Source organism: Profundicola chukchiensis (genome assembly GCF_029664245.1).
Classification (GTDB): domain Bacteria; phylum Bacteroidota; class Bacteroidia; order Flavobacteriales; family Weeksellaceae; genus Profundicola; species Profundicola chukchiensis.
Genome location: NZ_JANAIE010000002.1, coordinates 385,367 through 399,777, shown reverse-complemented (window position 1 = coordinate 399,777; position 14,411 = coordinate 385,367). Strand labels below are relative to the sequence as shown.

Genomic DNA, 14,411 nt, shown 5'->3' with positions numbered 1-14,411 from the left:
TCCCATTGAACCTTTAAAATTCAAATTTTCTACATCATTCTACTACCCTCACCACCTACCTTCGACTTTATACTTAAAGTGTAACATTTTCATTAATTTTGGGTCTTATATATAAAACGAATGCATGGACAATAACAACTTATTGGTTGCACAGAATATATCAAAGTCATTTGGTAGCAAAGTCGCTCTAAATGATTTTAGTCTTTCTATTCCTAAGGGCACTATTTATGGTCTTTTAGGACCCAATGGAGCAGGGAAAACAACTTTTATTAGAATCATCAATCAGATCACGATGCCAGATACGGGTAAAGTGTTTTTGAATGGCGAACCTCTTCATCCTAAACATATTTCTAAAATTGGCTACATGCCCGAGGAGCGTGGGCTTTATAAAAACATGAAGGTTGGTGAACAAGTAGTTTATTTAGCTCAATTAAAAGGTTTATCCCATGCTGAAGCGGTTAAGAAACTTAAATTTTGGTTTGATAAATTAGATATTGGAGATTGGTGGAATAAAAAGCTGAGTGAACTATCCAAAGGAATGGGACAAAAGATTCAGTTTATTGTTACCGTTCTTCACGAACCAGAATTATTGATTTTCGATGAGCCATTTAGTGGTTTTGATCCTGTTAACGCCAATTTAATTCGTGATGAGATTATTGAATTAAAAGATAAAGGTGCAACCATTATTTTCTCAACACACAGAATGGAGTCTGTAGAGGAAATGTGTGATCATGTGGCTTTAATTAATAAGTCGAACAAGGTGCTAGACGGTCCTATTAGAGAAATCAGAAATCAATTTAAAGAAGGTAAATTCAAAGTTGAATTAGAAATAAACAATCAATTAGCAATGGATAGTTTGTCTAATTCATACGAAATTCGTGATTTACAAACACATCATGGAATGACTTCCTTTTATGTTTTATCTCACGATCACAACAATAATAATTTACTCAATCAACTAACACAAGTAGGAAATGTGAGGGAATTCGCAGAGGAAATCCCAACCATGAATGATGTGTTTATAAACGCTGTAAAATAAGAATATGAATCAAATTTGGTTAGTTACAAAAAGAGAATTTCTGGTTCAGGTAAAAAAGAAGTCTTTTATCTTATTAACGATTTTCACACCTTTATTGATGATAGCCTTGGTGGCTTTGGTGGTTTTATTAACCCAAGCCAATCAAGAAACCAACTACATGGCGATTGTAGATGAGTCAGGTTTATTCACAACCACTTTTAAGTCTACAGAATATGATCGCTACGCTTTTTATCCTGTTGAAGATTTAAAAGGATTAAAGGATACATTAAAAGATAGTCAGTATTTGCAAGCTGTTTTGCATATACCCGAAACTGATAGCACATTTAGCTCGTTAAAAAATGGAATCGAATTAAGCTCTAATAAGAGTTTTGGTGTCATGCAAATTTCATCCTTGCAAAGTAAATTAAGTAATGAACTCGAACGCATCAACCTTTCTCGACAAGGGATTACAGACGAGGATCTAGCGAATGCTAAATTCCCTATCTCTTTGGTGGTTCAAAAGGATTCAGCTTCTGGAACTTCACAAACCAGCCAAATGGGAGAAGGAGTTAAATCTGCGCTTTCTTATGTATTGATGTATGCAATCTTTATGTTCATCATGATATATGCCGTAAGAGTAATGCGTAGTGTAATTGAAGAAAAAAACAACCGTGTTGTTGAAATTATCATTTCCTCGGTTAAGCCTTTTAACTTGATGCTAGGGAAGATATTGGGAACCACTTTCGTTGCTTTAACTCAGTTTATTATATGGATTGGAATTATTCTAGTAATCATGGCTCTTTTCCCACTTCTAGTTGGAAGTTTTGGTGGTGGAGCGGAAATGGTTGGCGAAATGCAGGCTCAATCACAGGGAATGCAAGTTGACTCGATTACAGGTGATATTCAAGATGTGATTGATACTTTATTTAGCTTGAATTACCCTTTAATCATTATTTCATTCCTTATTTATTTCTTCTGCGGATATTTATTATATAGCTCATTCTTTGCAGCGATTGGAGCATCAGTGGACAACGAAACCGAAACACAACAATTTATGTGGGTAGGTTTAATTCCATTAATGTTAGGTGTATATGGAGCGATTTCAATTATTCAAAATCCCGACGGTCCGGTTGGATTTTGGTTATCAATGGTGCCATTCACTTCTCCTGTAGCTATGATGGCTAGGATTTCCTATGGTGTTCCGATTTGGGAACTATTGTTATCCATAGCTCTGTTAATAGGAACGGTATTGGCCATGGTTTGGTTTGCCGCTAAAATCTACAGAATTGGAATCTTAATGTATGGTAAAAAACCATCTTTCAAAGAGTGGTTAAAGTGGATTAGATACTAGAATTCATTTTTTAAAATGATACAATCCTCTATTTTCATGATGATTTAGATTCTTGGAAGTAGAGGATTTTTTTATGCATTAAATTTCTTAAGAATTTATTCAAGCAAGCTGCTTAGGCAGACGCATATAATTCCGTAATTTAGCCTTATAATTTTTAAGATATGAAAAAGTGGATAACGCAGTTCTTCGTTCTGTTTTTAACGATAGGATTTGCACAAAATGAACGCCCTAAATTAGTTGTAGGTGTGGTTGTTGACCAGATGCGATATGATTATCTATATCGTTATTATGATGATTATGGTGAAGATGGATTTAAGAAATTATTGAAAGAGGGTTATAGCTTTCAAAATACGCAATTCAATTATAAGCCAACCTATACAGCGCCTGGCCATTCCTCGGTTTATACTGGAGCTATTCCTGCAGTGCATGGAATCGTTGGGAATTCATGGTATCATAAAAGCGAAAAAGAAACCGTTTATTGTACTACGGATTTATCTATGACCAGTGTTGGGACAAAGGCTGATGATGAGGTAGGTCGTATGTCACCACATAGATTGAAGACAACTACTGTCACAGATGAATTGAAACTTGCTACCAATCATAGATCTAAGGTAATCGGTATTTCACTAAAAGATAGAGGAGCGATTCTACCAGCAGGTCATTTTGCTGATGCAGCTTATTGGATGGATACTCATGGAAAGTTTATTTCAAGTAGTTTCTATTTTGATAAATTACCAGATTGGGTAAATAAATACAATGACAAGAAGCAAGTTCAAAAATATATCAACCAAGGTTGGGACTTATTAAAACCAGCTAATACTTATACTCAAAGTACAGCTGATGATACGCGATACGAAAGAATATTTAAGCCAAAAACGAAACCTACATTTCCATATAACTTAAAAGAAATCGCAGCATTGCAAGGGGACTTAGACATTATTAAAACTACTCCTTATGGTAACGAAGTTGTCGCTGAATTGAGTAAGGAAGCTATCAAGCATGAAAAATTAGGTCAAGGAACTGAAACAGATTTCTTAGCTATTAGTTTTTCGTCGCCAGACTATATCGGACATAGTTTTGGAATTCGTTCTATGGAGGTTCAAGACACCTATTTAAGATTGGATCGTACGATAGCGGGTTTAATTTCTTATTTAAACCAACATGTTGGAGAAGGAAATTATTTAATGTTTTTAACTGCGGATCATGCTGCAGCTGAAAATCCAAATTATTTATCGGATCACGGTTATATGGTTGAAAACCTAAACAGAAAAGATTTAGATAAAGAGTTGAAAGCTTTTGTGGATGAGAAGTTTGGTGAAGGAATTTACAATAACTATTCAAATCAAAATGTATTCTTAAATGAAGAAACCATTTTGGCTCAAAACAAGGATTACGATCAAATTATAAAAGAAATTCAAAGATTTTTAGAGAAAAAGGACTTTGTTGCTCGAGCTTACTCTAGAGACAATATCTTAAACGGTAATGCGAGTGATTATCATTTAACTTTAATTTCAAACGGTTTTGATCCAAAGCAAAATGGTGATTTGGTAGTTTTATTAGATCCTCAGTATATGGAGTATTTTGCAACAGGAACTACGCACGGTTCTACTTATATGTATGATACACATGTGCCGAATTTATGGTTTGGATGGGGAATTAAACCTGGAAAATCAGCTAAAAAGAAATTGATTACTCAAATTGCTCCAACGGTTTCTCAATTGTTGAATATTTCAATTCCAAATGGATCTGAGGGAGACGTATTAGAAGAATTATTCGATTAAATCTTATAATCTAAGAGATAATAAAAAAGGTTTGATTCCTCGGAATCAAACCTTTTTTTGCATTACATAGTCATTCATGTAGTAATTATTGCCAATATCAATGTCTTCTTCTTTCTCTATTTTAAAGCCAAGTTTTTCATAAAAATACAATGCCTTATTATATCGATTTACATTGAGAGAAATACAACTTAATTTCTTTTTCTTAGCTATCTCGGCAATACTTTCTATTACGCTTTTGCCAAGACCAATGCCTTGGAGCTGAGGTAGGATATAAAGTTTATGAATATAGAGTTGATCACCATCTTTATAATTTGGTTCAACCGCTGTATAGCCTACTTCTTTATCATTAAACAGAACTAGATAGAATAGGACTCCATTCTCCAGTTGTTCCTGCAAAGCACGTTCGGAGTACATTAAATCCATCATATAGCTAATCTGTCCATTAGATAAAATGGGACTATAGGTAGAAGGCCAAATTTCTTCAGCCAATTCTTTAATACTGTTTAATTGACTTTCGTCAACAATTGAATGTAATTTAAATTTCTTCATCATATTGAGTTTAAGTTATTTGAGTTTACCAGCCGCCACCTCCGCCGCCACCTCCTCCGCCACCGGAGAATCCGCCACCACCAGAACCGCTACTAGAGCTAGATGGTGGAGTAGAGGACGCGCTCAAAGAATTTGATAAATTTGAGTTCAATGAATGTCCAAATTTCAAGGCATTAAACGAGGAACCCGAGTACCAACCTGCCTGATAAGCTGTTTTGTCCAAGGCAGATTTATCTAGAAATTCCTGAAATTTATACCCCCAAACATCATCGGCTTCGAGCGCAATGGCATATGGCAAAAACTTCTCGAAAACTTCGGGAGTAACTTCAGGTGGATTAAAGTGCTGTAGTTGTTTAGTTTCAGCGGTAGTTAAATACATTTTAAAGCCTTCAATCAGTGATTGAATTCTTAGTTTTTCCTCAGATGGGCGCTTGATTAGTTTGATGTAGGCTCCTAAAGAAATAGCACCAAAAGTTAAAAATCCAAATAAAGAATACAAATTAAGATTATCTTTCGTAAGCGGATTCTTCATCATATATACAATGAACAATCCAACCGCTACCACACATACGATAATAAAAATCCATTTCAAGCTCCATAAACGAGATGTGAAGATAAATCCAATGAATATAAAAGGAAAGATGCTAATAGCTCCATAAATAAATTGTTGAATGTCTAGAGAATTAGTTTTAAAACCTAGGAAAATACCTATGGCCATAAAAATTATGATCAAAATTGCAGGTAAAATGACGAATTTGTAATTATTTCCTTCATTAATTAACTTTTTATGTTTCTTGTTAATACTACTTTGGTATTTATCGACTACTTTTTTTAATTCAGAATCATAGGTGCCATTTAATGTTTTGTAACTACTAGTAGCGAAAAGATTATTCATAATCTCCAACTCTTCTAGAGGTAAAGAATCATTAGGTTCTTTCAACTTTAGTAGGTTAAATGTTCGTGAAGTAACTAAACCGAAAAGGGCTTTGTTAGTGTTTTCCTCAATTTTTAAATATCCTTTGGTAGCTAAGCTAACAATAGAGGAAGTGATTAAGTCACTCCAATAATTTTCTTTATGTAGTATTCCTACGCTAGCAGGTGATAAATTTTCAGGTGCCTCAAATAAAGGATATACTGTAGGCTTCGGAGGATCTATACCATGTTTTTGCCATGTTATTAAATAATAGGCACCTAAGCCCAAGAAGAATAATAATGCTAAAATAAATAGTCCATAAGTTTCTAAAAAAGATGGCGGTGGAGGAGGTGGAGGTTCATTAACGATTCCTTTCTCAAAACCTACTGCAATTGTTAAGTTTTGATTCTTACCTATTTGTGTAGATGAGATATGGACATGATCATCTTTTTGTGTCGAAGTACAATTAGAGGCCGTAGAGCCAGCTCTACCTGTATAACACTTCACTTGAATAGGTTCGGCATTATTGGGCAAATAAACATTGGCTGAAACCTCGTTTATGGCAAAATCCCATCCGAAACCGTTTACATTCCAATATAACTCATCGAAATCAGAAAAGAATCCTAAGGTGTTTTCTGCTCTATAAACTATTGTGTAGCTATGCTCGCCATTGGGAATAAAACTGTTTTTATCACCTACATAAATAACTAAGTTGTCATTGTTCTTTTCGGTATGATAAGAGACTATATTATTATCCTTAAAAACAGATAATATTTCATAATTCATAGCCAGTTTATTTCCTAGGCTATCAGTTTTATGCATAGGCAGATAGCGTACAATTCCACGCTTGAAAATATTTCCAGCAGATATAATATCAATATCCTCGGATACTGTAATTAGGGCGCTGGTGTCTATTTTGATTTCGGAATGAAAGCGCGTGACTTGTTCGGTCTGTGACCAACCTAAGGTGGAAAAGACTAAAAATAAAGATAGTATAAGGGATTTCATTAGAAACTCACTTTAGGTACCGCTCTTTCTGCAACATTATCTAACTCAAAGAAAGCAGACTTAACAAATCCAAAGATGTTAGCTACGATATTGCTCGGGAAAGTGTCGATTAAAATGTTTTTATCTCTAACCGTTCCATTATAGTATCTTCTAGACTTTTCAATGTCGGCCTCCAAACTTGTCAGTTCATCTTGCAATTGCATAAAATTAGTGTTGGCTTTCAAATCTGGATACTGCTCAGCAACCGCGAATAAATTCATTAAAGACGAATTTAATTTGTTTTCTGCGGCTTGTTGTTGTTCCACAGTTTTTGCTGCTACAGCTTGATTTCTAGCTTCGGTAACATTTTGAAAAGTTTCTTTCTCGTGAGTAGCATAACCTTTTACGGTTTCAATTAAGTTGGGGATTAAGTCATGACGTTTTTTTAGCTGTACGTCAATGCCACTCCATGCTTCCTCGACTAAGACCTTAAGTTTTACCAAACGGTTGTAAATCCCCACGCCATACATAACAGCGAAACCGATAACTCCTAGTAAAACTAATAGAATAATAAGTGTTGTCATAATAGTTGAATTTATTTGTTTCAACTAATCTATGAAAAAAATCTGAAAAATGGGGTTTAGCGCATCAGATTTCCGTCGAGCATTTCGAGTTTTCTATCGGCCATATCAGCTAACTCTTTGTTGTGAGTTACAATCATAAAGGTTTGATCGAACTCGTCACGTAAGTCGAAAAACAACTGGTGAAGCTCTTCTGCATTTTTCGAATCTAAATTTCCTGAAGGCTCATCAGCGAACACAACACTCGGCTGATTCATTAAGGCACGTGCTACGGCAATTCGCTGCTGTTCACCTCCAGATAACTGATTGGGTTTGTGGGAAACACGATGAGACATCCCAAAGTATTTTAATAATTCTTGGGCGCGACCTTCTACTTGTTTCATCTTCTTGCCAGCAATCATGGCCGGAATGCAAACATTTTCTAAAGCGGTAAACTCTGGTAATAATTGATGAAATTGAAAAATAAAACCGATGTGTTCATTTCTAAATTTAGAAAGTTTTTTATCGTTTAAAGATGTCACATCAATTCCATTAATCTCGATCTTCGTGTCGAACTCCTTTGGCGTGCTAGGTCTATCTAATGTGCCTAAAATTTGTAGTAAAGTTGTTTTTCCGGCACCAGAAGCACCCACAATCGAAATAACCTCGGCTTTTTTAACCAATAAGGATACGCCTTTTAAAACCTCTAATTCCCCGAATTTCTTATGAATGTTTTGTGCCTTAATCATATTGCAAATTAATCAATTTTTATTTCAACGTAATTAGATTGTTTCTTTTGTGGAACATTTTGATTCACAAAACCAAAATAAGTAAAATAGTCTCCTGGTAAAACATTACATAACTCGGTAGAGAAATTTATAGTTTTTCTTTCGTTAGGCTCCACTAGAACATCATCATAGCTTACTTTCTTTTCACATTTAATTCTTTCAGAGTAAGGATACTCAATATAGGCTTGAATCAATGAGAATTGATTTTCCTGGCTTAAATCTACTGCAAAATCACCTGTATTGTGAATTTCTATTTCACCAGATAGTACACCTTCTTCTATGCGATAATTCTTCATTTCTAATTCTAGGAAATAAGCTGTGTGAAAGTTTTTAATTTTCCTATAATAGAAAACCTCGTTGTCCCTAGAGTTTACTTGTATACTGTCATTAGCTTTAATATATCTTGAAAAATAAGTAATGTCTTGACCTTCTAAATCAGCTTCTGAATCCCATAATTCATACTGAGAATGGCGATTTTCTATGGTAATAAAGTTACGAGCATCAGGTTTCGGATAGTTGTTGAACTTATATAAGGAGGTGTATTGATACTTCTCAAAAACAGCAATTCCTTCTGCCACTTCTCCTGCTTTTTGCATAGCCTCTTTCCAACCATGATATTGTGTTTTGAAAGGAACGTTAGGAATAATAAAGTAGATTCTAGCGCCAATCATTAAAATTATTGTCGCAAATCCTAAAATTTTAATCCACTTAATATCCTTAGGTCTATCTTTAAAATACTGATAAGTAATAATAAGAAGTGGAATAAAAGCCAATAAGGACCACTGACCTTGAATATATCTTTTGAAAGTTATGAGGATAAAGAAAACTACAATTCCTGCAAATCCTCCTAGCATAGCTTTTTGAAAGTCAGTATTATATTTTGTTTTAAATAAGGCTTTTCCTGTGAACCAAAATAGGAGCGGAGAACTTGCCCAGGCTAAACTCGCGAGATAGTCGGTGGTATTACTAATCTTAAATTGATTGAATACATTTCTTCTTACCAAGTGATATTGAGCGGATACAAATTCGTTGTCGAATTGCCACCAAAGATGTGGTACGTAGCATAAGACTCCAAACAGAACAGCAACATAGAAATATTTATTCTTAATTAATTTCAAGCTCAATGGAAGCAGTGAAAAAACTATCAGAAGAATTCCATGATATTTACTGTAGAGTAATAAAGCCATGATTAATCCTAAACCTAATGAATTAAGATAATTAGGCTGTTCTAGGAACTTTTTCAAGAAAATGAAATATGAAATCCCAAAGAAAAGCAGTGGAGCATCAGGTGTAGTTATAAAACCAAAGGCTTGGAATAACACAAAAGATGTAAATAAAGCAGTATAAAGCCAAAATTGGTTAATATTCTTTATCTGCAGCATCTTACCTAGAAAATAATAGCCAAGAGCTCCAGCAAGTATAGTAATTAGTCTTACTCCTAATTCACTTTCAAAAAAAGTAAAACCTATCTTAATCCAAAGCGCTACCATAGGCGGATGATCAAAATAACCCCAATCTAGATTTTCAGACCATACCCAATAATAAGCCTCATCGTTAATAAGAGGCATAAAAAGAGATTGTAAAACATTAACTAGAACATAGCACATAGCTACGATGCCTAGATATTTATTGATTTTAATGTTCATATCGACAAAAATAGAGAAGTTTTAAGATGCTTTGATAATTATTTTTAAGAATGTTTGGGCTCAAGGCTAACAATAAAAATATAAGGCAAAGAAAAAGCTTCACATTCCAACTTTTATTAAGTCTTAAATGTGAAGCTTTAAAATGTTTTTCTAAATCTAGAAAAACAGATATTTTATGTTTTATGGGTATCTAGTAGCAATTTCTTGAACGCTATCTAGTTCAGACATTTTAACCATCATTGGTTGTGCAAACTTCTCTGGTCTACGAGCTGTTCTATAACGAGCGCTCCAGTAAGGGTGGTTTAAAGATTCAACCGAAACTCCTTTTGATGATCCTGAGTGGATAAATTTAATTTCGTTTTCTTTTACTTCCATCACCATGGCTACATGAGTAATTCTATATTTAGATGTAGTAGAAAAGAAAATCAAATCTCCTTTTTGTAAATCACTTTTGTTAACAGGAAGTCCAACTTTAGCTTGGCGAGAAGATACTCTTGGTAATTCAATACCTTCTACTTCATAGATTTGTTGCATAAATGCAGAACAATCGATTCCGTTTCTTGTAGTCCCTCCATATCTATAAGGAGTCCCTAAAAATGATTTAGCTTCAGTTAGTATATTACTGAAAGAACTTTCTAAACTAGATACAAAAATATTTTTCTCTAATTCTTCGGCCGTTTTGGCATGGTTTGTGAAAATTTCTTCTCTCAACTCATCAGGGGTAATCATGGGTCTTTCTAAGGCCGTTTTGGCTGCCACCAATCCTGATTTGTTGTTTTGAACGTTGTAATTTTGTTGTGTTAAATAACTCTGAGTACTACAAGAACCTAAAAATAGGCCTACAAATAGTAGGGTGATAATAAACTTCATACTTATTTCTAACTTTCTAACTAGCTGCGAATTTAAGTTTATAAAGGTATCAGCCAAACTTATTATGTTTATTTAGCAACACTTTAACACGAAAAAAATATATTTACCAAAATTTTAAGGCATTTCTGTGATTTTAATGCAAGATTTTAGGTGTGTATTTAATACACTTATAAAGGTGGATTTCAGAGCTTTAATTTTTAGTGCAAAAAATAAATTGAGAAAAAAGTGAATTTTTTTCGAATAATATTTGTGAATTAGAAATATTGATTTAAATTTGCACACCATTTGAAAAATAAATGGCCCATTCGTCTAGTGGTTAGGACGCCAGGTTTTCATCCTGGAAACAGGAGTTCGATTCTCCTATGGGCTACTAAAAAGAAAATTATTAGACTATGGCAAATCATAAGTCAGCCTTAAAAAGAATTAGACAATCTCAAGTAAGACGCTTGAGAAACAGATACTACCACAAATCTGCTCGTACTGCAATTACACAATTGCGTGAGGAGACTGATAAAACAGTAGCGGTAGATCGTTTACCAAAAGTTTCTTCTCTTATCGATAAGTTAGCTAAACGCAACATTATCCACAAGAAGAAAGCTAGTAACTTAAAAAGTAAATTAACGAAACACGTTAATTCATTATCATAAAGAAGTAATTAATTACTTTCTTTTGGCCCATTCGTCTAGTGGTCAGGACGCCAGGTTTTCATCCTGGAAACAGGAGTTCGATTCTCCTATGGGCTACGAATGTCATCTTTTATTAAAGATGACATTTTTTTTGGTCTTTGTTTTTCTGTTATAACTTAAAAACGAGATCCTAATTTATGCATAACTGTAGTGTGAGTCCTATATGATTTAACTCAACTTTAGTAAGTTGTTGATACAATTAAACGCATTGGCACAACGTTAGCATAGAAGTTGATATTTTTATTACTTAAATTTTTCCTATGCGAAAAAAATCGATATTACTTAGTGTGCTGGCTTCCGCTTCTATGTGGACTTATGCACAAACTACCCATATAAATTTTGATCAAGACAAAGATTTCAGGAAGGCTAAATACCTTTATCTAACTGAAACCTATAAAGCAGCTCAAGATAAATTCGAAAAGGTTCTTGATAACCAAGATGTGCCAAGGCATACTGAAGAAGCTTCTGAATTTTATGCCTCATTGGTGGCTTTGATTAATAATGAGCGCGGTGCAGAAGAGCGTTTCCTGGCGTTTCAAGATAATTATCCTAAAAGCATCTACGTACGAGAAGGTTCGTGGGAGTTAGGAAGTTTTTATCTTAGAAATGGGGATTACGACAAAGCTTATCAATATCTGAGAATGGGTAATCTAAACGACTTGCCAGAGCGTAAGCGTATGGAATATCAATTCAAATTGGGTTATGTAAGTGTAATGAAAGGTAATAAACGCGAAGGTTTGCGTCAATTAGAACCACTTACAAGATCGGGTAAATATCAAGACGAGGCGAGTTATTATGTTGGACATATATACTACGCTGATAAAGATTTTGACAAAGCCTTTACCTATTTTGATGAGTTACGTAATCGCAATCCAAAATATGAAACCAAAGTATTGCCTTACATGGTTCAGATTGAATTCAATAATGAACAATATGACCAAGCCATTGCGGATGGGCAAACTTTATTAAATCAGAATCGAGATAAATTTATCCAATCTGAAGTTTCTAAAATTGTTGGAGAAAGTTACTTTAAACTTAAAAAATATGATGAGGCAATTCCTTATCTAGAAGCCTATACAGGTGAAAAAACGAATGCAGATTATTACCAATTAGGATATGCATATTACCAAAAGAATGATTATCCTACTGCAATTTCATTATTTAATAAAATTACTGGAGAAAAGAATCCTTTAGCTCAAACTGCTTATTATCAATTAGGTAATGCTTATTTGCAAAGTGAAATGCAGCGAGAAGCATTAACTGCCTTTAAGTCGGCATCAGAAATGGACTTTAATAAAGAAGTTCAAGAGGATGCTGCTTACAACTATGCAAAATTGAGTTATGAAATCGGTAACCCTTTTGTTGGAACTCCTCAAGTTCTACAAGCTTTTACCGAAAAGTATCCGCGTTCTAAATACAACTCAGAAATCAATGAATATTTGGTAGATGCATTTATTAGTTCTGGTAACTATAAGAATGCATTAGATGTTTTAGCTAAAGTTAAATCCAAAACTTCTCATCAAAGTGCAGCCGAGCAACAAGCGGCATTTTTATACGGAACTGAATTGATGAAAGAAGGAAAAGTTGCACCGGCAGAACCTTATTTTGCTATGGCAGCAGCTTCTAATTCAAAAGTGGAATTCAAAGCAAGAGCATTATTTTGGCAAGGTGAGGCAAACTATCGTCAAGATAAGTTTGATAGGGCACTAACTAATTTCAAAGCATTTAAAACTTTAGGTCATAAAGTGCCTGAAACAAAAGAGTTAGAGTATCAATTGGGTTATACTTATTTAAAATTAAGACAGTATAAAAACTCAGCTGATGCTTTTGAAACATATATTGCCACAAATCCTCCGGGAGAGTTTAAAGCAGATGCCAAATTACGTTTAGCCGATGCTTATATTGGTAGCAAAGAGACAGCTAAAGCTTTAGGTTTATACCAAGAAATCGCCGAGCAAAAATCAAATTTATCTGATGAAGCAGCCTTTAATAGCGCTGTTGTTTTAGGAATCTTAGGTCAAAATGATGAGAAGATTGTCGCTTTAGAAAATTTTATTAAAGACTATCAAACCTCTAAGTATTTCGAGAATGCTCGTTTGGAATTGGCAGAGGCTTACCTAAGAAAAGGAGATAATACCAAAGCAATGAATCAATTAGATGCATTGATTAGACATGGTAAGACCGAAATGGTGGCAAGAGCTAAACTGCGCAAAGGTTTGGTTTATTACAACGAGGAGAAGAACAGTCAAGCTTTGGGTGAGTTCAAGTCGGTGGCTGAGGATTACCCTAGAACTCAATTGGCGCTTCAAGCTGTGGATAATGCAAAACGCATCTATATTGAAGAAAATAATTTAAGTGAATTCGAGCGTTGGGCAAATAGCTTAGGTTATTATGCTATCGATCAATCTGAATTAGAAAATTTAGCTTATCAATCTGCTAAAAAGACTTTTGATGATAAAAAATATCACGATGCGATTGCGCAATTAAAGTCATTCTTAAGTAAATATCCAAAATCTGCTTATGCTAATGCAGCACATTATAGTTTAGGTGAGAGTTATTACTTAACCGAAAATTATAGTGCAGCACAAGAATCTCTATTATTTGTAGCGGGATCTAATAATGAGTTCCAAGAGGATGCTTTGTTGAGATTATCTCAGATTTATATTCAAGAGAAACAAGAAACTGAAGCACTTCTTGCTTTAGAAAACTTGAATAAAATCACTAGCAATCCAGCTTATAAAACATTTACCGAAATTCACTTAATGCGTTTATACAGTGCAAAAGGTCAGCATTCTAAGGCTGTAGATATGGCGAACATGGTTTTGGCAAATGCTAAGAACGAAACAGCCGTTTTACAAGAAGCAGAATTGACTTTAGCAAGAAGTTTATTTAATTCTAACAAGAAAAATCAAGCGAGAGACGCTTATGCTAAATTAGAAAAAGCAGCTTCTAGTGCAGTTAAGGCAGAGGCTTTATACTACAAAGCTTGGTTCTTAAACAAAGACAAAAAATATTCAGATTCAAACGAAGTTGTATTTGGTTTGGCATCAAGATATTCAGAGCAACAATATTGGGGAAGTAAGGCTTTGGTGGTAATGGCGGATAACTATTACAATCTTAAAGATATCTATCAAGCCAATGCAACCTTGGATGCTGTGATTGAAAATTATCAGGATTATCCAGATGTGATAGAGGAGGCTACTAGCTTAAAAAAGAAAATTAAAAGATAAATATTTTTAAAGCTAAGTCTTTGACCGTTAAA

Annotated in this window: 11 protein-coding genes and 2 tRNA genes; 7 read left to right on the top strand and 6 right to left on the bottom strand. The window is 34.2% G+C overall.

The features are described 5' to 3' along the window. Window positions 1-124: 124 nt before the first annotated feature. From NLM59_RS04065 to pafA, 3 genes are all read left to right on the top strand, one after another. A complete protein-coding gene (locus NLM59_RS04065; RefSeq protein WP_304416463.1) occupies window positions 125-1,039 on the top strand; it encodes an ABC transporter ATP-binding protein in 915 nt (304 codons plus the stop codon). A gap of 4 nt (window positions 1,040-1,043) precedes the next feature. Then, window positions 1,044-2,369, top strand: coding sequence for an ABC transporter permease (locus NLM59_RS04060; protein ID WP_304416462.1), 1,326 nt, complete (start codon window positions 1,044-1,046; stop codon window positions 2,367-2,369). Window positions 2,370-2,530: 161 nt separating this feature from the next. Beyond that, a complete protein-coding gene (gene pafA / locus NLM59_RS04055) occupies window positions 2,531-4,150 on the top strand; it encodes an alkaline phosphatase PafA (RefSeq protein WP_304416461.1) in 1,620 nt (539 codons plus the stop codon). Between the two features lie 45 nt (window positions 4,151-4,195). Here the strand turns inward: pafA and NLM59_RS04050 are convergent, their stop codons facing one another. The 6 genes from NLM59_RS04050 to NLM59_RS04025 all read right to left on the bottom strand — a co-directional run bounded on the left by NLM59_RS04050 (window position 4,196) and on the right by NLM59_RS04025 (window position 10,463). Continuing rightward, on the bottom strand, window positions 4,196-4,702 hold the full coding sequence (locus NLM59_RS04050) for a GNAT family N-acetyltransferase (protein WP_304416460.1): 507 nt from the start codon (window positions 4,700-4,702) through the stop codon (window positions 4,196-4,198). Window positions 4,703-4,724: 22 nt separating this feature from the next. Beyond that, window positions 4,725-6,620, bottom strand: coding sequence for a DUF2207 domain-containing protein (locus NLM59_RS04045; RefSeq protein WP_304416459.1), 1,896 nt, complete (start codon window positions 6,618-6,620; stop codon window positions 4,725-4,727). After that, window positions 6,620-7,183, bottom strand: a complete 564-nt coding sequence (locus tag NLM59_RS04040; RefSeq protein ID WP_304416458.1) for a LemA family protein — start codon at window positions 7,181-7,183, stop codon at window positions 6,620-6,622. The genes NLM59_RS04045 and NLM59_RS04040 overlap by 1 nt, the downstream gene beginning before the upstream one ends. Window positions 7,184-7,239: 56 nt before the next feature. Next, the gene (locus NLM59_RS04035) at window positions 7,240-7,908 is read right to left on the bottom strand and encodes an ABC transporter ATP-binding protein (RefSeq protein ID WP_304416457.1); all 669 of its coding nucleotides are present in this window, start codon (window positions 7,906-7,908) and stop codon (window positions 7,240-7,242) included. Between the two features lie 8 nt (window positions 7,909-7,916). Then, the gene (locus NLM59_RS04030; RefSeq protein ID WP_304416456.1) at window positions 7,917-9,593 is read right to left on the bottom strand and encodes an ArnT family glycosyltransferase; all 1,677 of its coding nucleotides are present in this window, start codon (window positions 9,591-9,593) and stop codon (window positions 7,917-7,919) included. A 180-nt stretch (window positions 9,594-9,773) separates the two neighbouring features. Beyond that, window positions 9,774-10,463: a C40 family peptidase gene (locus NLM59_RS04025; protein ID WP_304416455.1), complete on the bottom strand. Its 690-nt coding sequence runs from the start codon at window positions 10,461-10,463 to the stop codon at window positions 9,774-9,776. Window positions 10,464-10,761: 298 nt separating this feature from the next. Here NLM59_RS04025 and NLM59_RS04020 point away from each other — a divergent pair. From NLM59_RS04020 to NLM59_RS04005, 4 genes are all read left to right on the top strand, one after another. Further along, window positions 10,762-10,833, top strand: a tRNA-Glu gene (locus NLM59_RS04020). A 22-nt stretch (window positions 10,834-10,855) separates the two neighbouring features. After that, window positions 10,856-11,110 (top strand): 30S ribosomal protein S20, encoded by a 255-nt coding sequence (gene rpsT, locus NLM59_RS04015; protein ID WP_304416454.1) that lies wholly within the window; start codon window positions 10,856-10,858, stop codon window positions 11,108-11,110. A gap of 24 nt (window positions 11,111-11,134) precedes the next feature. Next, window positions 11,135-11,206: transfer RNA gene (locus tag NLM59_RS04010), tRNA-Glu, on the top strand. Window positions 11,207-11,409: 203 nt separating this feature from the next. Continuing rightward, a complete protein-coding gene (locus tag NLM59_RS04005) occupies window positions 11,410-14,379 on the top strand; it encodes a tetratricopeptide repeat protein (protein ID WP_304416453.1) in 2,970 nt (989 codons plus the stop codon). Window positions 14,380-14,411 lie beyond the last annotated feature (32 nt).

What these genes read in the sequence shown, in the direction of transcription:
- NLM59_RS04025 (WP_304416455.1), bottom strand. Translation starts at nt 10,463, where the DNA reads ATGAAGTTTATTATCACCCTACTATTTGTAGGCCTATTTTTAGGTTCT.
- rpsT (WP_304416454.1), top strand. Translation starts at nt 10,856, where the DNA reads ATGGCAAATCATAAGTCAGCCTTAAAAAGAATTAGACAATCTCAAGTA.
- NLM59_RS04035 (WP_304416457.1), bottom strand. Translation starts at nt 7,908, where the DNA reads ATGATTAAGGCACAAAACATTCATAAGAAATTCGGGGAATTAGAGGTT.
- pafA (WP_304416461.1), top strand. Translation starts at nt 2,531, where the DNA reads ATGAAAAAGTGGATAACGCAGTTCTTCGTTCTGTTTTTAACGATAGGA.
- NLM59_RS04040 (WP_304416458.1), bottom strand. Translation starts at nt 7,183, where the DNA reads ATGACAACACTTATTATTCTATTAGTTTTACTAGGAGTTATCGGTTTC.
- NLM59_RS04045 (WP_304416459.1), bottom strand. Translation starts at nt 6,620, where the DNA reads ATGAAATCCCTTATACTATCTTTATTTTTAGTCTTTTCCACCTTAGGT.
- NLM59_RS04050 (WP_304416460.1), bottom strand. Translation starts at nt 4,702, where the DNA reads ATGATGAAGAAATTTAAATTACATTCAATTGTTGACGAAAGTCAATTA.
- NLM59_RS04065 (WP_304416463.1), top strand. Translation starts at nt 125, where the DNA reads ATGGACAATAACAACTTATTGGTTGCACAGAATATATCAAAGTCATTT.
- NLM59_RS04060 (WP_304416462.1), top strand. Translation starts at nt 1,044, where the DNA reads ATGAATCAAATTTGGTTAGTTACAAAAAGAGAATTTCTGGTTCAGGTA.
- NLM59_RS04005 (WP_304416453.1), top strand. Translation starts at nt 11,410, where the DNA reads ATGCGAAAAAAATCGATATTACTTAGTGTGCTGGCTTCCGCTTCTATG.
- NLM59_RS04030 (WP_304416456.1), bottom strand. Translation starts at nt 9,593, where the DNA reads ATGAACATTAAAATCAATAAATATCTAGGCATCGTAGCTATGTGCTAT.